The sequence below is a fragment of the Teichococcus aerophilus genome, assembly GCF_014490485.1.
GTDB lineage: Bacteria > Pseudomonadota > Alphaproteobacteria > Acetobacterales > Acetobacteraceae > Pseudoroseomonas > Pseudoroseomonas aerophila.
Genome location: NZ_JACTVA010000012.1, coordinates 1 through 19,633, shown reverse-complemented (window position 1 = coordinate 19,633; position 19,633 = coordinate 1). Strand labels below are relative to the sequence as shown.

General features: G+C 69.0%; 15 protein-coding genes and 1 tRNA gene. 6 read left to right on the top strand and 10 right to left on the bottom strand.

Going from position 1 to position 19,633, the window contains the following annotated elements; translation table 11 throughout:
- Positions 1 to 137: 137 nt before the first annotated feature.
- The 6 genes from IBL26_RS09060 to IBL26_RS09035 form a co-directional block, all read right to left on the bottom strand.
- Complete coding sequence (locus IBL26_RS09060) at positions 138 to 1,691, bottom strand: ABC transporter substrate-binding protein (RefSeq protein WP_206684179.1); 1,554 nt, start codon at positions 1,689 to 1,691, stop codon at positions 138 to 140.
- A 201-nt stretch (positions 1,692 to 1,892) separates the two neighbouring features.
- On the bottom strand, positions 1,893 to 2,348 hold the full coding sequence (locus tag IBL26_RS09055; protein ID WP_187784153.1) for a MaoC family dehydratase: 456 nt from the start codon (positions 2,346 to 2,348) through the stop codon (positions 1,893 to 1,895).
- Complete coding sequence (locus tag IBL26_RS09050; protein WP_187784152.1) at positions 2,345 to 4,069, bottom strand: dipeptide ABC transporter ATP-binding protein; 1,725 nt, start codon at positions 4,067 to 4,069, stop codon at positions 2,345 to 2,347. Before IBL26_RS09050 ends, IBL26_RS09055 begins: the two co-directional genes overlap by 4 nt.
- Complete coding sequence (locus IBL26_RS09045) at positions 4,066 to 4,911, bottom strand: ABC transporter permease (protein WP_187784151.1); 846 nt, start codon at positions 4,909 to 4,911, stop codon at positions 4,066 to 4,068. The genes IBL26_RS09050 and IBL26_RS09045 overlap by 4 nt, the downstream gene beginning before the upstream one ends.
- Entirely contained in the window at positions 4,904 to 5,920 is a 1,017-nt protein-coding gene (locus IBL26_RS09040) for an ABC transporter permease (RefSeq protein ID WP_187784150.1), read from the bottom strand. The genes IBL26_RS09045 and IBL26_RS09040 overlap by 8 nt, the downstream gene beginning before the upstream one ends.
- A gap of 9 nt (positions 5,921 to 5,929) precedes the next feature.
- Entirely contained in the window at positions 5,930 to 7,528 is a 1,599-nt protein-coding gene (locus tag IBL26_RS09035; protein ID WP_241749183.1) for an ABC transporter substrate-binding protein, read from the bottom strand.
- 127 nt (positions 7,529 to 7,655) lie between these two features.
- Between IBL26_RS09035 and IBL26_RS09030 the strand changes: the two genes are divergently transcribed.
- Genes IBL26_RS09030 through IBL26_RS09010 form a run of 5 tightly spaced genes read left to right on the top strand, consistent with a single transcriptional unit; the run spans position 7,656 to position 13,110 of the window.
- Positions 7,656 to 8,813 carry an acyl-CoA dehydrogenase family protein gene (locus tag IBL26_RS09030; protein WP_187784149.1) on the top strand — a complete coding sequence of 386 codons (1,158 nt, stop codon included), beginning with the start codon at positions 7,656 to 7,658 and terminating at the stop codon, positions 8,811 to 8,813.
- Positions 8,810 to 9,595 (top strand): enoyl-CoA hydratase-related protein, encoded by a 786-nt coding sequence (locus IBL26_RS09025; protein ID WP_187784148.1) that lies wholly within the window; start codon positions 8,810 to 8,812, stop codon positions 9,593 to 9,595. The genes IBL26_RS09030 and IBL26_RS09025 overlap by 4 nt, the downstream gene beginning before the upstream one ends.
- 10 nt (positions 9,596 to 9,605) lie before the next feature.
- On the top strand, positions 9,606 to 10,748 hold the full coding sequence (locus tag IBL26_RS09020; protein ID WP_187784147.1) for an acyl-CoA dehydrogenase family protein: 1,143 nt from the start codon (positions 9,606 to 9,608) through the stop codon (positions 10,746 to 10,748).
- A complete protein-coding gene (gene hydA / locus IBL26_RS09015; protein WP_187784146.1) occupies positions 10,745 to 12,124 on the top strand; it encodes a dihydropyrimidinase in 1,380 nt (459 codons plus the stop codon). The genes IBL26_RS09020 and hydA overlap by 4 nt, the downstream gene beginning before the upstream one ends.
- Positions 12,121 to 13,110 carry a CobW family GTP-binding protein gene (locus IBL26_RS09010; RefSeq protein ID WP_187784145.1) on the top strand — a complete coding sequence of 330 codons (990 nt, stop codon included), beginning with the start codon at positions 12,121 to 12,123 and terminating at the stop codon, positions 13,108 to 13,110. The genes hydA and IBL26_RS09010 overlap by 4 nt, the downstream gene beginning before the upstream one ends.
- A gap of 116 nt (positions 13,111 to 13,226) precedes the next feature.
- On the opposite strand, the gene IBL26_RS09005 is transcribed toward IBL26_RS09010, so the two are convergent.
- The 3 genes from IBL26_RS09005 to IBL26_RS08995 form a co-directional block, all read right to left on the bottom strand.
- Positions 13,227 to 13,301 (bottom strand) — tRNA-Gln (locus IBL26_RS09005).
- A 24-nt stretch (positions 13,302 to 13,325) separates the two neighbouring features.
- Positions 13,326 to 14,204, bottom strand: coding sequence for a 4-(cytidine 5'-diphospho)-2-C-methyl-D-erythritol kinase (locus IBL26_RS09000; protein ID WP_187784144.1), 879 nt, complete (start codon positions 14,202 to 14,204; stop codon positions 13,326 to 13,328).
- The gene (locus IBL26_RS08995; protein ID WP_187784143.1) at positions 14,201 to 15,889 is read right to left on the bottom strand and encodes a tetratricopeptide repeat protein; all 1,689 of its coding nucleotides are present in this window, start codon (positions 15,887 to 15,889) and stop codon (positions 14,201 to 14,203) included. The genes IBL26_RS09000 and IBL26_RS08995 overlap by 4 nt, the downstream gene beginning before the upstream one ends.
- A 649-nt stretch (positions 15,890 to 16,538) precedes the next feature.
- On the opposite strand from IBL26_RS08995, the gene IBL26_RS08990 reads away from it, so the two are divergent.
- Positions 16,539 to 17,252: a Tat pathway signal protein gene (locus IBL26_RS08990; RefSeq protein ID WP_367615397.1), complete on the top strand. Its 714-nt coding sequence runs from the start codon at positions 16,539 to 16,541 to the stop codon at positions 17,250 to 17,252.
- A gap of 528 nt (positions 17,253 to 17,780) precedes the next feature.
- Here the strand turns inward: IBL26_RS08990 and IBL26_RS08985 are convergent.
- Positions 17,781 to 19,403, bottom strand: a complete 1,623-nt coding sequence (locus IBL26_RS08985) for an electron transfer flavoprotein-ubiquinone oxidoreductase (RefSeq protein WP_187784141.1) — start codon at positions 19,401 to 19,403, stop codon at positions 17,781 to 17,783.
- Positions 19,404 to 19,633: the final 230 nt, after the last annotated feature.

Genomic DNA, 19,633 nt, shown 5'->3' with positions numbered 1-19,633 from the left:
GCATCCACCGCGGCTCGCTGCGACGGACACGTTCCAATGTTCGCTCGATCGCGCGAATCACGCCTTCGGTGCAGCCACCTCAGGCCATCGCGCCCTCAACTCCCCAACAGCCCACCGCATCGCGGCAAGGCGGGCAATCAACCCCGCCGCAGGTCGCGGTAATCGACCTGGCGGTGGAACCAGTAGGTGTAGCCACCGATGTCGCGCGCCATCGCCGCATCATGGTTCGGCTGCCACAGCATCAGTTGCGGCGCCTCCTGCGCCAGCAGCGTGATCATGCGCCGGCAGCCCGAGGCATACTTCGCCGCATCGGCCTCGAACCGCAGCGCCTGGGCTAGGTCGTTGATCTCGGCGTTGTTCCAGCTGGAGAAGTTCCAGCGCTGCTCGCCGGTGAAGTAGGTGCGGAAAAAGTAGTCGGTGGCCGGCAGCCAGGCGGTGCCGCTCTCGGCGAAGAAGGGCAGCCGCTTCTCCACCACCATCGTGGTCATCTGCGCGTCCGGCAGCTTCTGGATCGTCACCTGGATGCCGATCCGCGCCAGCGCTTCCTTGACCAGCGCCGCCATCGGTTCCGCCACCGGCGCCGCGCTGGCACTGAAGGAGAAGGTGGTGGCGAAGCCGTCCCGCAGCCCGGCCTCGGCCAGCAGGCGCCGGGCACGGTCCAGGTCGGTCCGCAGCGGCATGGGCTGCGGGAAGGCGGCATCCGGCGCCTCTGCCCACCCGGCGCCGAACAGGCCACGGCCACGGCCGAACAGCGCGGCCTGGAACATGTCCTCGTAAGGCATGGCAGCGGCCACCGCCTGCCGTACCCTGGCATCGTCGAACGGTGCCATCCGCGTGTTAAAGATGACGGCGTTGAAGCCGTTGGTCTGCGGGATGGAGACGATCTTCACCTTGCCGTCCCGCTCCAGCCCCGGCACGTCGCTGGCCTGCAGGTCGATGGCGAGGTCGGCATCGCCGCGCTCGATCAGGTTGGCGCGCGTCGCGGCTTCCGGCACTGTCTGGACGATGACGCGGCGGAAGAAAGGCAGCGCCCCGTCGGCCCCGTTCTTCCAGGCGTCGTTGCGCTTCAGCACCACCTGCTGGCCGGGCCGGTAGGTCTCCACCATGTAGGCGCCACCGCCGGCGGTGTTCTCCTTCAGCCAGGCCTGCGCCCAGGGGTCCTCGGCGGTGGCATGCTGCTTCGCCAGCCGGCTGTTGATCATCATGGCGAAGGGCACGCAGAGATTGGCCAGCGCCAGCCGGTCCGGCTTCTCCAACTGCACCTCGACGCTCCGCTCACCGACGATGCGAAACTGCCCCGCCTGGGTGAGCGAGCCGGAGGAAAGCTGCGTCGGCGCCAGCGACTTCGCCAGCACGGCACGGTCCAGCGACCACTTCACGTCCTCGGCGGTGACGGGGCTGCCGTCGTGCCAGGTGGCGCCGTCCCGCAGATGGAAGGTGAAGCCGCGGCCATCGGCGGCGCGGTCTACCTTGCCGGCCAGTTCGCCCCGGATGTCTTCCAGGTCGAACACCCAGGCGCCGCCGACCTGCTTCCGGCCGAAGGAGGCCAGGCGGTCATAGGTGCTCATCGCCAGGCCGTAGGTCTCGCGCGTGCCGCCGGGGATGGTGGGGTCCAGCGTGTTGATGGTACCGCCCATCACCTGCCGCAGCGTCTCGGCGCGCGACTGCGCCAGGGCGGGGCGCGGTGCCACGCCGCCCGCCCATGCCCCAGCGGCAGCGCCGATCGCACCCTTCAGGCCTTGCCTGCGATTGAACTTCATTGAGCAGCCACCCCCGGGTTGACCCGTGTCGGTGGCGCTTCTTCCCCGTTTGATCTTATTAAGCGGTGCTATGGGAAACCATGGGCCCTGGTCCATGACAGGTCCAGATCCCGGTCAAAGCGCTGAGCCAGATCACGCCGCCGGCCGGTTCAGCAGGATGACGGCGTGTTCCCCCGTCACCACCACCGTGCCATCCGCCTTCACAAGGGAGCCACGCTCCATCGCCACGCCACGGCCGGGCTTGGAACTGGGGCGCTTCTCCACCAGTTCCAGCCGCAGATGCACCTCGTCGCCCGGCTCCAGCGGTGCCAGGAAGCGCACCTTGTCCCAGCCGAGGGAGGCAATGACGCTGCGGTCGAAGCCGCCCATCCGCGCCTTCAGCCCCTCCACCAGCGCCAGCGCGAACAGCCCGTGGGCGATGCGGCCCTGGAAGCCGGCAGCGCGGGCGAAGCCGTCATCCATGTGCACCGGATGGTCCTCGCCGGTCAGGTCGGCGTAGCGGTCGATATCCTCGATGGTGATGCGGCGCCGGGGGCTTTCCAGCACGGTGCCGGGGTGGAAATCCTCGAACCAGATCTGCGCCGTCATGGCGTGGCCGCCTCCTGCAACTGCGGCAGGCGCGGGATGGCTGCCAGCAGGCTTCGGGTATAGGCATGCGCCGGGCGGTTGAAGACCTGCTCGGCCGGGCCGCTTTCCACGACCCTTCCCTTGTGCATCACCAGGATACGGTCGCACAGCAGCCGCACCACATTCAGGTCGTGGCTGACGAACAGCTGCGCCACGCCCTGCTGCCGCCGCAGCCGCGTCAGCAGCTTCAGCACCACCGCCTGCACGGATACATCCAGCGCGCTGGTCGGCTCGTCCAGCACCAGCAGGCGCGGTTCCACCGCCATGGCGCGGGCGATGCCAACCCGCGCCTTCTGCCCACCGGAGAGCTGGTGCGGATAGCGGTTGAGCAATTCCAGCGGCAGCCCGACCTGCAGGGCCGCCTGCTCCACCCGCGCCCGCAAGGCAGCGGCACCCTGGCGCGGCAGCAGCTGCGTCACCGGGTCGGCGATGGCATCGAACACGCTGAAGCGCGGGTTCAAGCTCTCGGTCGGGTCCTGGAACACCATCTGGATCTGCCGCCGCTGCGGCAGGCGGGCGAAGCGCCCGGGGGCGATGCCGTGGATCGGCGCGCCATCCAGCAGCACCTCGCCCGCATCGGGCTGGATCAGCCGGCTGATCATGCGGGAAAGGGTGGACTTGCCGCAGCCGGATTCGCCCACCAGCCCCACCGCCTCGCCCGGATGGATCACCAGGTCCACATCCGCCACCGCCTGCAGCCGCGCCACCTCCCGCCGCCGCCAGAAGGCGCGGGAGCGGGAATGGACGTAGCTCTTGCACAGGCCACGCACCTCCAGCACCGGGGGACCTCCCGGCGCGGGCGCCTGGGTAGGCAGGGGCGCGGGCGCCGGGAAGGGCAAGGTGGCGGAGGGCGCCACCGGCTCCTCATCCGGCGCCAGGGCCTCGATGCTGTCCACCGAGGATGGCGTGCTGCGCAGCAGTTTCCGCGTATAGGCGTGGCGCGGCCGGGCAAACAGCGCCGCCACCGGCGCATCCTCCACCACCTGCCCGGTCTGCATCACCACGATGCGGTCGCAGTATTCCGAGGCCAACGCCAGGTCGTGCGTGATCAGGACGGAGCCGACGCCGCGCGCCCGCACCGCATCCCGGAACAGGTCCATCACCGCCGCCTGGGTGGTGACGTCCAGCCCCGTGGTCGGCTCGTCCGCGATCAGCAGCTTGGGCGAGCACGCCAGCGCCATGGCGATGCCGATGCGCTGGCACATGCCGCCCGACAGTTCGAACGGATAGGCGGAGGCGCGCCGTTCCGGCTCCGCGATGCGCATCTGCCGCAGCGCCTCCAGCACCCGCGCCTCGATGATCGCGGCGGGCGCCGGGTCGTGCCGGGCGATGACATCGGCGATCTGCGCGCCGACCGGGCGGATCGGGTTCAGCGCGGTACGCGGGTTCTGGAAGACGATGGACATCTCCGCCCCGCGCAGCTGGTTCAGCGCCCCCTGCCCCAACCGCAGCAGGTCCCGCCCGCCGAACAGCGCCTGGCCGCCCGTCACGCGCGCGGAGGCCTCCAGCAGCCCCATCACGGAATAGGCCGTGACCGACTTGCCGGAGCCACTCTCGCCCACGATGCCCAGCATCTCCCCCGGCGCGAGGTCGAAGGAGATGCCGCGCAACACGGGCACGATGCCGTGCCGGGTGCGGAACTCGACCGAGAGGTCACGGACGGAGAGCAGGGTCTCGCTCACGTGCGGCTCCGTGGATCGACAATGTCGCGCAGGCCATCGCCCAGCAGGTTGAAGCAGAACACCGCCAGCATCAGCGCCGCCCCGGGGAAGGCCGCAATCCACCAGCGGCCGGAGACGATGAACTGCGCGCCCTCCGCCACCATGATCCCCCATTCCGGCGTCGGCGCCCGCACGCCGAGGCCGATGAAGGACAGCCCGGCCGTGTTGAGCACCGCCCAGCCCAGATTGACCGAGGCCTGCACCACCAGCGCCGGCAGGATGTTGGGCAGCAGGAACACCCGCAGGATGCGCGCATGGCCGGAACCGCCGACCCGTGCGGCCTCGATATACCCCATGTCCCGCCGGATGCTGGTCTCGGCCCGGGCCAGGCGGATGTAGAAGGGCAGGTTGATGACGGCGGTGGCATAGACGACGGAGGAGACCGAATTGCCCAGCGCCGCCACCATCGCCATGGCCAGCACGAACAGCGGGAAGGCCATCAGCACATCGGTGCCCCGGCTGCCCGCCGTATCCAGCCAGCCGCGGAAATACCCCATGGCAGCGCCGAAGACCGAGCCCACCGCCATCGACAGCAGCACCGCCGCGAAGGCGATGGCGAGATCTAGCCGCGCCGCTACGACGACGCGGGAGAACACGTCCCGCCCGAGCTGGTCCGTGCCGAACCAATGCGTGGCGGAGGGCGGTTGCAGCGCGCTGGCGGTGTTGGTGGCAATGGGGTCGTAGGGCACCAACGCCGGGCCGAGGATGGCGCAGCCCAACAGCAGGACGAGCATCGCCAACGCCAGCAGCGTCACCGGATTGCCGGCCAGGATGTAGCGCAGCAGTGCCAGCTTCTCACGCATGGAACAGGCCGGTACGAGGGTCGATGACCGCGTAGAGCAGGTCGATCACCAGGTTCACGAGAACAAAAATCGTCGCCATCAGCAGCATGAAGCCCTGCACCGGCGCGTAGTCGAGTGAGATGAGCGAATCGAGCGCGTAGGAGCCGATGCCGGGCCAGGCGAACACCCGCTCCACCAACACGTTGGCGCCGAGCATGTTGGAGAACACCATGCCCAGCGTGGTGACGATCGGCAGCAGCGCATTCCGCAGCGCGTAGGAGACGATGATCTTGCGCCGCCGCAGCCCGTTGGCGCGCGCGGTGCGGATGAACTCGCTGCCCAGCACGCCCAGCATGGAGGCACGCGTCATCCGCGCCAGCGGCGCCAGGGCGAACAGCGCCATCGTCACCGCGGGCAGCACGATCTGCCGCGCGGCGGCGGCGAAGCCCTCGGTATCGCCGGCCAGCAGCGTGTCGATCAGCAGGAAGCCGGTGATGCCGGGCGGCGGAATGGCGAAGGGGTCGATGCGCCCGATCGGCTCCGGCGCCGTACCGAGCTGGTAGTAGAAGATGTAGATCAGCAGCAGGCCACTGACGAAGGTGGGCAGCGAGACCCCCGCCGTGCTGAGCAGCCGGCAGGCGTGGTCGATCACGGAACCCGGCCGCAGCGCCGCCGCCACCCCCAGCGGCACCGCCACCAGGATGGCCAGCGCGAAGGCCACCAGCGTCAGCTCCGCCGAGGCCGGCAGCAGCCGCAGCAAATCCGTCGCCACCGGCTGCCCGGTGCCGACAGACTGGCCCAGATCGCCGCGCAGCAACTGGCCGGCATAGACCAGGAATTGCTGCCACAGCGGCAGGTCCAGCCCCAGCTTCTGCCGCACCGCCGCGATGGTCGCCGCATCGGCGGTGACGCTGTTGGCGAAGAACACGGCGGGGTCGCCCGGAAGCAGCCGCGTCAGGACGAAGGCCGCCACCACCACGCCAAACAGCGTCGGCACAACACCCGCCAGGCGCCGGAGCAGGAACGCCATAAAGCCGTCTCAGCCGCGCTTCAGGGTGCGCAGCTCAAGCTGGCGATGAAACAGGTATTTGTAGCCCTCCACCGAGGCCTGCATGCCGGTATCCAGCGCCGGCTGCCACAGCAGGATGATAGGGATGTCCTGCTTCACCAGCGCGATCATGCGGGAGACGTCGGCGTCATACACCGCCTTGTCGGTCTCGTAGCGGGTCTTGTCCACCAGCGCCTGGAACTCGGGGTTGTTGTAGCTGCCGAAGTTCCAGCGTGTCGGTCCATGGTAGAAGATGCGGAAGAAGTAGTCGGGGTCGGCAAAATAGGCCGCCGAGCCCTCGAAGAAGAAGGGCACCTCCTTCTTCTCCAGCCGCGTGCCCAACTGGCCGCCGGGCACCTTGTCGATGGTGACGCGGATGCCGATCTTGCCCAGCGCCTCCTGCACCAGCAGCGAGACCGGCTCCGCCACCGTGGCGAGGGAGAGCTCGAAGCTGAAGGTGGTGTCGAAGCCATTGGCGAAGCCGGCTTCCACCAGCAGCGCCTTCGCCTTCTCCAGGTCCGTGCTGTAGCCCAGCGGCTGCGGGAAGGCGGTGCCGTCAGCCTCCCCCGGCTTGCCACCGAACAGCGGCTGGCCGCGCTTGAACAGCGCCGCCTCGAACATCTGCTGGTAGGGCAGCGCGTAGGCCACGGCCTGGCGCACCTTGACGTTGTCGAAGGGTGGCTTGGCGCTGTTCATGCCGATGAACTGGAAGGCGCCGGCCATCGGCACGCCCACCACCTTCACCTTGCCAGCCTGGGCGATGGAAACCGCATCCTGCGGCGGCAGGTCCTGCACGATATCCGCATCCCCGCGCTCCAGCGAGCTGCGGCGGGATTGCGCGTTCGGCACCATCTGCCACAGCACACGGCGGAAGCCCGGCAGCGCGCCGCTCTTCCAGTTGTCGAAGCGGGAAAGCGTCAGGCTCTGCCCCGGCACATAGTTATCCAGCTTGAAGGCACCACCGCCGGCGACGTTGGTCTTCAGCCACTCGGTGGCCCAGGGGTCGGCCGCGGTGGCATGCGCCTTGGCGACCTTGGCATTGAAGATGACCGGGTAGGTGCCGGCCAGGTTCGGCAGGGTGAAGCGGTCCGGCCGCGGCGTCGTCACCCGCACCGTATGCGCATCCACCACCACGAACTGGTCGGGGCTGGTCATAGACCCGGTGCTGAACTGGGCCCGGCCGCTGGCGATGCCCAGCACCCGGTCCAGCGACCACTTCACATCCTCGGCCGTGACGGGGCTGCCGTCATGGAAGGTGGCGTCGCGCCGCAGATGCAGGGTGATGGCCGTCTTGTCGTCCGACACCTCGAAACGCTCGGCCAGCTCGCCCTCGATGGTGTAGTAGTCGAAATAGAGCGTGCCATCCGGCCGCGTCTGCGTGCCGAAGCGCAGCAGGCGGTCATAGGCATTCCAGTGCAGCTGGATGGCATTGCGGTTCACGCCGATGCCGATCGGGTCGAAGCTGTTGGGCCCGGCCTCGCTCAGCACGCGCAGGCTTTCCGCCCGGGTCTGCGCCTGCGCCCACCGTGCCGGCAGCAGGCCGCTCATGCCCAGGGTCGCAGCCACCGCACCAAAATCACGACGACGCATCGTAAATACTCCATTTCAGCGAATGGAAAATGTTTGATACGCGGCTTATGCCCCACCATTGACAGGGCAGGAAGCCCTCGGAAAATATGAAACAGCGTTTTTAGATTTGAAACAAGCGGAGATCCCCATGGATCTGGCGGTCGCGGATGATCTCAGCCTCCTCACCGACGGAGTACGCGCCTTCGTCGAAGCGGAGCTGCTGCCCCACGAGGACCTCGTCGAGACACTCGACGCCGTCCCGGACGAGCTGTTCCGCCAGATCCAGCAAAAGGCCCTGGCGGCCGGCTTCTACGCGCTGAACATGCCGGAGGAGCATGGCGGCGGCGGGCTCGGCGCCCGCGAACGCGCGGTCTGCGAGATCGAGTTCGGCCGGGTCAGCCGCGCCCTCGGCGTCATCTGCAACCGCCCGGCGCCGATCCTGAAGGCCTGCCAGGGCGACCAGATCGAGACCTACCTGAAGCCCACCATCCGCGGCGAGCGCTGGGAGTGCTTTGCTCTCACCGAGCCCGGCGCCGGCTCCGACGCCCGCGCCATCACCACCCGCGCGGTGCGGGATGGGGATGACTACCGCATCACCGGCACCAAGCAGTTCATCACCATGGCGCTGCGGGCGGATTTCATGATCGTCTTCGCCGTGACGGGCGTGGACGAGACGCCGCGTGGCCCGCAGAAGCGCATCACCGCCTTCCTGGTGGACAAGGCCACGCCGGGCATCGAGGTCTCGCCCATCGCCGTGCTGTCCAATCGCGGCATGAAATCGTGCATGATTTCCTTCGACGACGCCCGGGTGCCGGCCCGCAACATCCTGGGCGCGGAAGGCGGCGGCTTCGCCATCGCCAAGAACTGGATCTTTTCCGGCCGCGTCATGCTGGCGGCCAACTGCGTCGGCCTGGCGGAACGCGCCATGGGCATGGCCGCGACCTATGCCAATGAGCGCGTGGCCTTCGGCAAATCCATCGGCCAGTTCCAGGGCACCGCCTTCAAGCTGGCCGACATGGCGATGGAGATCCACGCCACCCGGCTGATGGTGCAGGATGCGGCGGCGAAGATGGATGCCGGCACCATCACCCAGCGAGAAGCCTCCCAGGTCAACCTGTTCGGCTCGGAGATGGTCGGCCGCGTCACCGACAACGCCTTGCAGGTCCTGGGCGGCATGGGCGTGACGAAGGAGCTGCCGCTGGAACGCTTCTGGCGGGATGCGCGGGTGGAGCGCATCTGGGAAGGCACCTCGGAAATCCACCGGGACATCATCTCCAAGGACGTGTTGCGGGAGTTCCGGGCATGAGCGAGGCCCCTTCCCGCATCAAGCTCGCCGAGAACGGGCCGATCCTGGAAATCACCTTCGATCACCCGCCCGCCCATGCCTTCGACCAGCGCGCCAGCCGCGACCTGAACGCCGCCTTTGCCCGGTTGCAGGACAGCCCGCATCTGCGCTGCGCCATCATCACCGCCACGGGGGACCGCATCTTCTCCGCCGGCTGGGATTTGAAGGCCGTGGCCGCCGGCGATACCGGTGAGGATTTCGGCGAATTCGGCTTCATGGGGCTCGAGCGCTCCCACCTCACCAAGCCGCTGATCGTCGCCATCAACGGCTTGGCGGTGGGCGGTGGGTTCGAACTCTCGCTGATGGCGCATATGATCATCTGCGCCCCGCATGTCGAATTCGCCCTGCCGGAATTGCAACGCGGCTTTATTCCTGAGGCCGGTGGGTTGTGGCGGGCGCTGCGCCGCCTGCCGCAGAACATCGCCTACGAGCTGCTGCTGACCGGCCGCCGCATGGGCGCCGAGGAAGGACTCCGCCTCGGCTTCGTCAACCGCATCGTGCCGCGCGAACACCTGATGGAGGCCGCGCGGGAGATGGCCGCGCAGATCGCCACCAGTGCCCCGCTGGCGGTGGAGGCCTTCCTCGAGATCGCCCACGCCACCGAGACCCTGCCCGACCAGGAGGCATTCGCGACAATGCGCTCCGGGCTGCCGGCGCATCGCCGCATGCGAGAATCGAATGATTTCCACGAAGGCCCCCGCGCCTTCGCCGAGAAGCGTGCCCCGCGCTGGACCGGGCGCTGAAAGGCCGACCATGGATTTCGACCTGAGCGAACAGCAGCTCGCGACGCGCGAGGCGCTGCGGAATTTCCTCAAGCGGGAATGCCCGATCGAGTATGTGCGCGAATGCGACGAGGCCGAGCGCTTCCCGTATGAACTCTACGCCAAGCTGGCCGAGCAGGGCTGGCTCGGCCTGCCCATCGCGGAAGAGTATGGCGGCGCCGGCGGCAGTTGCACCGACCTCGCCGCCTTCCTGGAAGAGTTCGCCGCGCATTTCGAGGCCGGCGCCAACATCTTCTACACCACCGTGGTCATCGCCACCGACGCCATCGGCCATTTCGGCAGCGAGGAGCAGAAGCGCGACCTGCTGCCGAAGCTGGCGCGTGGCGAGATCCGCTTCGCCTTCTCGCTCTCGGAACCCAATTCAGGCTCCGACGCCGCCTCCCTCCGCACCCGCGCGGTGCTGGAGGGCGATGAGTGGGTGATCAACGGCCAGAAGATGTTCTGCTCCTGCGCCCAGGTGGCGGACTACATCCTGCTGATGGCGCGCACGGATATCGATGCGCCGAAGCATGACGGCATCACCATGTTCCTGCTGCCGAAGGACACGCCGGGCGTCGAGATCCGCAAGCTGAAGAAGCTCGGCCTCAAGCCGATGGACCTGAATGAGATCTTCCTCACCGACGTCCGCATCCCCAAGGGCAACGTCATCGGCCAGGTCAACAAGGGCTGGCGCAACGTGCTCAAGACGCTGGATTACGAGCGCTGCTGCCTCTCCGCCGTCAATGTCGGCGCCGCGCAATCCTGCCTGGACAAGGCCCTGAACTACACGAAGGAGCGCCAGCAATTCGGCCAGGCGATCAGCCAGTTCCAGCTCACCCGCGCCAAGCTGGCGGATATGGAGATGGAGATCGACGCCTCCCGCCTGCTGCTCTACCGCAGCGCCAACCTGGTCGACCGCGGCATCCCCAACAACAAGGAATCCGCCGTCGCCAACCTGGCGTCCTCGGAAACCTATGTCCGTGCCGCGCTGAACGGCATGCGGATGATGGGCGGCTGGGGCTACCTGATGGAGTACGACATGCAGCGCCACTACCGCGATTCGAAGCTGTCGGAAATCGGCGGCGGTACCTCCGAAATCCTCCGCGTCGTCATCTCGCGCGAGATGCTGAAATGACCGCCGACCTGGTCATCGCCAACGGCACCGTCGCCCACCCCGCGGGGGTGGAGAAGGCGGATATCCTGGTGGGCGATGGCCGGATTCTCGGCCTGGCAGACCCCGGCAGCGGGCGTGGCGCACGCATGGTCGATGCCACGGACCACATCGTGCTGCCGGGCGGCATCGACCCGCATGTGCATTTCCTCATCGGCTTCATGGGGCAGCGCAGCGTCTACGATTTCTATTCCGGCACCGTCGCCGCCCTGCGCGGCGGCAACACCACGGTCATCGACTTCGCCCTGCAACGGCGCGGCCGCACCATGATAGACGGGCTGAAGCACCGCCGCGTGCAGGCGGACCGCCACGTCGCCACCGATTACGGCCTGCATCTGATCGCCACCGACATCAACCCGGCGACCCTGGCGGAAATCCCCGCCATCGTCGCCGCCGGCGCGTCCTCGATGAAGGTCTATACCGTCTATGAGAAGGAGCAGCTGAAGGTCGAGGACGGCCCGCTGCACGACCTCATGCGCGCGCTCGCCCCTGTCGGCGGCATGCTCGGCCTGCATGCGGAGAACGCGTCGCTGATCGACCACGCCATCGCCCGCCACCTGGCGGCGGGCGAGGTGGCGCCGCGCTTCCACGCCCTCTCCCGCCCCGGTTTGGCGGAAACCGAGGCGGTGCAGCGCGGCCTGCTTCTGGCGCAGGATGCCGGTTGCCCGCTGCACATCTTCCACCTGAATTCCGGCCCGGCATTGGATGCCATCGAGGCCGCGCAGGCTTGTGGCCACGCCGCCTCGGCCGAGACCTGCACCCACTACCTCGCCCTCACCGCCGAACAGTATGACCGCCCGGACGGCCACCTTTTCGTCATGAGCCCGCCGCTGCGCGATGCCGCGACGCAGGACCGCATGTGGGAAGGCGTGGCCAGCGGCGCCCTCGGCGCCGTCACCTCGGATGACGCGTCCTACAGCGCGGAAGCCAAGGCGCTCGGCGCCGAATCCTTCGACCGCATCGCCAATGGCGTCCCCGGCGTCGAGGCCCGCCTGCCCCTGCTCTACACACTCGGCGTGGAATGCGGCCGCATCACCCTGCCACAACTGGTAGAGGCCTGGAGCACCGGCCCCGCCCGCCTGTTCGGCCTGGCGCCGGAGAAAGGCAGCATCACCCCCGGCGCCGATGCCGACCTCGTGCTGATCGACCCACACACCCGCCGGCGCATGGGCGTGGACAGCCATTACGGTCCCATCGGCTACAACCCGTATGACGGCATGGACCTCACCGGCTGGCCCAGCATGACCATCCGGCGCGGCGAGATCGCGGTGCAGGACGGCGCCTTCCTCGGCAAGCCCGGCCAGGGCCGCTTCCTGGTCCGGCGCGGCCGCGACGCATGAGCCGCATTCCCATCACCCTGGTCACCGGCTTTCTCGGCAGCGGCAAGACGACGCTGATCGCGCAGTTGCTGACCCAGCCGGGCCTGGCCGGCACGCTGGTGGTGGTGAACGAGTTCGGCGTGGTCGGCATCGATCACGACCTGCTGGAAGCCTCCTCGGACGACACCATCCTGCTGGCCAATGGCTGCCTGTGCTGCACCATCCGCGGCAATCTGGTGGATACGCTGCTGGACGTGCAGGCGCAGGTGGCCGATGGCAGGCTGCGGGCCTTCGACCGCGTGGTGGTGGAAACCTCCGGCGTCGCCGACCCGGCGCCGCTGCTGGGCTTCCTGCTTAGCGACGCGGCAGTGATGGCGCGCTACCGGCTGGAACAGGTGATCGCCACCATCGATGCGGTGGCGGGCGCCGAGGCGCTGGAACGCCACCCGGAGGCCGACCATCAGGCCCGGGTGGCCGACCGGCTGCTGCTGACCAAGACCGACCTCGTCACCCCCGCCGCCGCCGACGCGCTGGCGGCACGGCTGCGCGGTCTCAACCCGGTCGCGCCGATCCTGCCGGTGCTCCAGGGCCAGATCGCGGCGGAAGAACTGCTCGGCCCCGGCTCGGCGCAGGACGCTACCGCGCCTTGCGGCCCCTTCTGCGGCGACCCGTCCCACGCCCACGAACACCACCATCACGCGGAACGCTTCAGCGCCACCGTGCTGCACGCCACGCAAACGCTGGAAGAAGCCGACATCGCGCGGATCGAGGCCGCGCTCCGCGCCTGGGCCGGACCACACCTGTTGCGCCTGAAGGGCATCCTGCCCCTGCGCGACGGCCGCGTGGCCATCCTGCAAGCGGCGATGATGGTGGTGCATCCAGCCGAATTCCAGCCCGGCCCGGCCCACGCCGCTGGCCGGCTGGTGCTGATCGTCGAAGGCCCCGCACCCGCGCCCTTGCTGCAGGCGCTGGAAGGCTTCGGGCTAGAGCGTGATGGCGTGGGGTAACATCGCCGAAAGCCTGAGTCACGCGACTAAACAACGGCATAGAGCATGCCGTATGAAGAACGAACGTGAACGCGGCATGTTTTAGGTTCGGCACAGGGATGAACGGGGAGAGGGACTGGTTGGGGCGCCAGGATTCGAACCTGGGAATGGCGGTACCAAAAACCGCTGCCTTACCGCTTGGCTACGCCCCACCGGTCAGCGCTGCTGAATAAGCGTCAGAAGGGGGCGCCGTAAAGCCCCCCTCCCCATCGCCACCACGCTTCCGGCAACATTCCTGCCCCCTGCCGCGCCTGTGCCGCATCGGCGAACAAGGCGAAGCAGGTGGCGCCGGAACCACTCATCCGCGCCAGCAGGCAGCCGGGCAGCGCCCGCAAGGCCGCCAACACCGCCGCCACCTCCGGGCACAGGCCGATCGCCGCGTCTTCCAGATCATTGCGGCACACGGCCAGATCCCGCGCCATCGTGGCGGCGTCGTCCCAGCCCTCCGGCAGCACCGCGCGCGGGGTGAAGCCGCCCCGCCGGGCTTTGAATACCGCCGGAGTCGGCAGCGGCAGGCGGGGGTTGGCCAGCACCAGGCCACAGGCCGGCAGGCGCGGCGCGGCGGAGAGCGTCTCCCCCACCCCCTCCATCCGCGCGGCGGCGGAAGCCACGCAGACCGGCACATCCGCCCCCAGCCGCGCCGCCAGCGCTTCCAGCCGGGCGGGGGCAAAGCCCACATCCCAGGCCGTGTTCAGCAGACGTAGCGCCGCCGCCGCATCGGCGGAACCGCCACCGATGCCGGAGGCCACCGGCAGGCATTTTTCCAATTCCAGCCGCCCGGTCGGCGGCAACCCGGCCTCCGCCGCGAGCAGCCGGGCGGCGCGCAGCACGAGGTTATCCGGTTCAGCCGCCAGCGCCGCGCCTTCCGGCCCCGCCAGCGTCAGGGAAAGCGCCTGGGCCGGCGCGTAGCCCACGCTGTCCGCCGCCCCGGCGAACACCACCAGCGAATCGAGCAGGTGGTAGCCATCCGCCCGCCGCCCGGTGACATGCAGGTACAAATTCACCTTGGCCGGCGCCGCTTCCGGCGCCGACCCGGCCTCACCTGCCGCCGTCACGGCTGGCCGGTCGGCTGGCGCTCCCGCAGCTTGGCGGCGATGCGGGGGGTTTCCTTCGGCTCCGGGTCCACCGTCACGGCGCGGCGCCACTGGAACACCGCCTCGCGCTGCCGGCCGGCAGCCCAGTAGGCATCGCCTAGATGGTCGTTGATGGTGGCGTTGCGGGATTCCAGTTCCACGGCCCGTTCCAGCCACTTCACCGCGCCGGGCAGGTCGCCCAGCTTGAACAGCGCCCAGCCCAGGCTGTCGGCGATGTTGCCGTCATTCGGGCGCAGCGCCATCGCCCGCTCCAGCATCTGGCGCGCCTCGGTCAGGTTCTCGCCCCGCTCCACCCACGTGTAGCCCAGGTAGTTCAGCACATAGGGCTGTTCCGGCGAGAGCTGCAGCGCCCGCTTGAAATCCGCCTCCGCGCGCGGCCACTGGCCGGAGCGCTCCAGCGCGATGCCGCGGGCATAGAGCAGCGGCCAGGTATTCGGCCCGTCCCCGGCGCGGGCGACGGCGGCGTCATAGGCCACGGCGGCCTCGGCATAGCGCTCGCGCGCCCGCAGCAAATCCCCCAGCCGGGCGGCGGGCTGCAGCGATTCGGGGCGCTCGGTGGCCAGGGCCTGCAAGGTGGCGATGGCTTCGTCCGGCCGGTTCATCCGGTCCAGCAGCGTGGCGCGGCGTACCACCACCACCGGGTACAGGGCGTCATCCTTCGGCACGCGGCTCAGCATGCTCAGGGCGCCGGCATAGTGCTGCTCGGCCATCAGCGATTCAGCGGCCACCAGCAGCGCCGGCACGAAATCCGGCCGCAGGCGCAGGGACAGCCGCGCCAGCAGCAAGGCCAGCTCCGGCGCGTTCTGCCCGCGCAGCGCGCCGGCCAGCGCCAGCTCCGCCTCCGCCATGCCCTCGACCGCGGAATTCACCGGGCGATCCTGCAGCATGCGGCGGCGTACTTCCGGCGTGCCGAGCATCGCGAGGTCGTCGCCCCCGGTCGAGATGCTCTCGACCAGCTTCATCGCCTCGGCTTCCTTGCCGGCACGGCCGAGGATGCCGGCGGCGATCTGCACCAGCCGCAGGTTCACCTCCGGCGAATGCGCCAGCGCCAGCCGCACCAGCCGCTCCGCCTCCAGCGGCCGGTTGCCGAGATCGGCGATCATGGCGCCATGCAGCGCCGCGATGGCGCTGGGGCGGTTGCCTTCCAGCTGCGGCCGCAGGGTGGCCATGGCGGCGTCGATATTGCCGCGCCCGGCCTGCACCCAGGCCAGCAGCAGCGGCTGCAGGATCTGGCTGGCACCCTGGCGCGGCAGGCTGCGCACCCGCGTCTCCGCCCGGTCCCACCGCCCCGCCATGGCGTCGGCGCCGGCCTGCAACATCGCCGCCAACTCATTCTCCGGCAGGCGGCGGGCAATCCGCACCGCTTCCGGGCGGCCATCCAATACCGTGGCCAGGAAGGCGCGGTTGATGACCTCCGGCTGGTCCGGCGCCAGGCGCAGCGCTTCCAGCAGGAAGTCGGCGGCGGCCTGGGTATCCGTCTCCGCCGCGGCGAAGCTGCCGGCGAGATAGGTGCCGGAGGCGGTCAGCCGTCCCGGCGGCATGGGGGTGGGCGTCGCCGCATCGGGCGCGCCCCCACTGGCGGCACAACCCGCCAGCAAAGCGGCGGCCAGCAGAGCGACACGGCGGGGAGAGACGAGAGCGACCATACGAGGACGTTAGAGCCTTTTGCCCCCTGCTGAAAACGCCCCGCTTTGTCACGCCGCGTGACATTGAGGGGTTTTCACGCCCCACCGGCCCGGCCGCCTTTCCGGCGATCCGCACCAACGGGCCCAACACGCGCGCCCGGCGTGCCGGATGGACCCGACGCGGCATCCGCCAACGCGAAGCCAGGCCACCGGAAACCGGTGCCTCGAAGCCGCCGCTCGCCCACCGACGGGCTGAGGCCGGCGCACGAACCCCGGACGGATGCCGGCCACGGACGCCACCGCCAACCCAGTGAGGCGGCCTACCGCCACCCAAACCCGCAGAACCAACTATTCGCGAGGAAGCGCCTGCCCTCTCCCCCCAACCTGCGGTCGAAAGTAACATGCGCTCACTGCATCGCCCGGTCACGCCGCGGCGAGGTTTCGCGACCAGCCATCCAGGAACAATGGCCGCCGCCGGAAGGCGCCCGCGTCATGATCCAACGTTAAGATTCTTACGGCACATAACGGCCAGGAGGACGCCGATGCAGAGACAGGACCGGCCCAAGCAGCACCCTGCCCGCATCCCGGCGCATCCGGACCAGCGGCACACCGCGCCCGCTGCGCCCCCGCCTGGCCTTCCCCCCTATTCGCCCACCGCATGGAGGACTTAGTGCGTTCGTTCCTGACCGCCCTCGCGCTGATGCTGATCGGCGCCACCACCCTCGCTGCCTCCCCCGCCATGGCGCAGAACCGCTTCTGGCTGGTGAACAATTCCGGCCTGACGATCGAGCGGGCCTATGTCTCCCCCACCCGCCTCTCCAACTGGGGGCCGGACGTTCTGGGCAACACCGTGCTGCCGGCCGGCGAGCAGGTGCGCGTCAACCCCGCAGCGCGCGACTGCATGCTCGACATCAAGGTTGAGTATGAAGGCGGCCAGTCGGAAGAGAAGCGCAGCGTCAACGCCTGCAACATCAGCCGCATCGTCTTCACCAACCCCTCCGGCCGCGCCGGCCGTGACGGCGGCGCCGGTGGCACGGTCGAGCAGCCGGGCGGTGCCGGCGGCACCATCGGCGGTGGCGGTGGCGCGGGTGGCGGCGTCGCCGGCCGCCAGGGCCGTGGCCAGCAGAGCGGCGACCCGTCCTTCAGCTTCGTCAACCGCAGCGGCGAGACGATCCAGGAGCTCTACGTGTCCAGCACCCAGCGTGACAGCTGGGGGCAGGACCGCCTGGGCCGCAACACCCTGGCCTCCGGCCAGGATCGCTGGATCGACCTGCCGAGCGATGAAGGCTGCTCCGTCGATATCCGCGTCGTCTTCAATGGCGGCCGCGCCCAGGAACGCCGCAACATCGCGACCTGCGACCGGGCGGAAGTCACCTGGCCCTGACGCGGCGCCCCGGGCCTGACGGCAACCGGGGCACCCCGCCGACGCCGGCCCCGCTGCCGGGCGTCCCACGGCGCTAACCCGCCCCCGCCTTCCTTGAAGTCCAATCACCGACAGGCCTGGGCCGTGCCCTGGCCTTCGGCGCTTTTTGTGCGCCGGGCTAGAAGGACGGCCGGGGGAGGAATCCCCTGACCCCATTCTCCATGTGCAAGCTGGCGGGCGGCGTTGACGGCGGCGGCGCGCAGGGCGTGGAGGAAGGTCAGGAAAGGAATTCCCCTGAAACCCCATCTTTTTTCTGTCAGTTGGCGTGGGGCTGCAGGGTCGGCAGGTATCCTGCGAGAAAAATCGTGGCCGCCGGGCTGAACCATCAGCCTCCGGCGCCCATGAACCTCCGGCTAAGCCCGGTCTGGGCCTCGAAGAGCTGAAACCCCACACCCAAAAAGCTCGCAGAAAAAAGATGGGGGCCTGGGGGAATTCCTTCCCCCAGTCTTCAAGCCTTCAAGCCACCCCGAACCTAGGAACCCGAGGGCCCTACATCCCGCCGATGTAGTTCGGGCCGCCGGCGCCTTCCGGCGTGCACCAGTCGATGTTCTGCTTCGGGTCCTTGATGTCGCAGGTCTTACAATGCACGCAGTTCTGCGCATTGATCACCAGGCGCGGCTCACCTTCCTCCACCCCCACGGCCTCGTACACCCCGGCCGGGCAGTAGCGGGATTCGGGGGAGCGGTAGATGTCCCAGTTCACCGGCCGCCATTCCGCCGGGTTCTTCAGCTTCAGATGCGCCGGCTGATCTTCCTCATGGTTGGTGTTCGAGAGGAACACCGAGGAGAGGCGGTCGAAGGTCAGCTTGCCATCCGGCTTCGGGTAGTCGATGCGCGGGCACTGGTCGGCCGGCTTGGTGGCGCTGTGGTCGGCGTGATGCGCCAGGGTCCAGGGCAACTTGCCGCGCGTCACCGTCTCCAGCGCCGCGTTCACCAGCCCGCCCCACATGCCCCACTTGGCGAAGCCGGGGCGCATGTTGCGCACGGTGCGCAGCTCGTCCCAGATCCAGCTGGCCTGCAGGGATTCGGGGTAGGCGTCCAGCCGCTCCGCCGGCGCATCGGACGCCAGGGCCGCCGCCACCGCCTCGGCCGCCAGCATGCCGGACTTCATGGAGGTGTGGGTGCCCTTGATCTTGGGCAGGTTCAGGAAGCCGGCGCAGTCGCCGATCAGCAGCCCGCCGGGAAAGACCAGCTTGGGGATGGACTGGAAGCCACCCTCGTTCAGCGCCCGCGCACCGTAGGAGATGCGCTTGCCGCCCTCCAGCATCGTGCGCACCGCCGGGTGGGTCTTGAAGCGCTGGAACTCGTCGAAGGGCGAGAGCCAGGTATTGGGATAGTCCAGCCCGATGACGTAGCCGATCGAGACCAGGTTCTCGCCCAGCATGTACAGGAAGGCGCCGCCATAGGTGTCGGACTTCAGCGGCCACCCGAGCGAGTGCCAGACCTTGCCGGGCACATGACGGTCCTTCGGGATCTCCCACAGTTCCTTAATGCCGATGGCGTAGGTCTGCGGTTGCACACCCTCGCGAAGGCCGAACTGCGCTTCCAGTTTCTTGGTCAGGGAGCCGCGGCAGCCCTCGGCGAACAGCGTGTAGGTGGCGCGCAGTTCCATGCCGGGCTGGTAGTTCGGACCTTCCTCGCCCTCGCGCGTGATGCCCATGACGCCGGCGACGACGCCACGCACCCGCCCGTCCTCGATGATGGTCTCGGAGGCAGCGAAGCCGGGATAGATCTCGATGCCCAGTGCCTCGGCCTTCTCGCCCAGCCAGCGGCACAGATTGCCGAGGCTGATGACGTAGTTGCCATGGTTGTTCATCTGCGGCGGCGTCGGCAGCTTGACCGCCTTGCTCTCGGTGAGGAGGAAGAAGCTGTCCTCGGTCACGGCGGTGGTCAGGGCCGGCGGTGCGTCGCGCCAGTCGGGCAGCAGCTCATCCAGCGCGCGCGGTTCCAGCACGGCGCCGGAGAGGATATGGGCGCCGACCTCGGACCCCTTCTCCACCACGCAGACCGACAGGTCGGGAGAGACCTGTTTCAGCCGGATCGCCGCCGCCAGGCCGGATGGTCCGGCGCCGACGACCAGCACGTCGAATTCCATGCTCTCCCGTTCGGTCATTCTTTGGTTCTCTTCCCAGTCTCTCGTGTCCCGCCCTGTTGGATTAGCCCGATCACGGGTTGCGCGGAACCCTGGGAACGGCCGATATGCGGGGGATGACTCCCCCCGCCACCGGGCCTGCCGACCCGCCCCCCGACGCCGCCGCGCTGCTGGCGGCGCTGCGGCTGCAGCTGGACTGGGGCGTGGACGAAGCGCTGGCGGAACAGCCGCTGGACCGGCTGGCCGCGCCG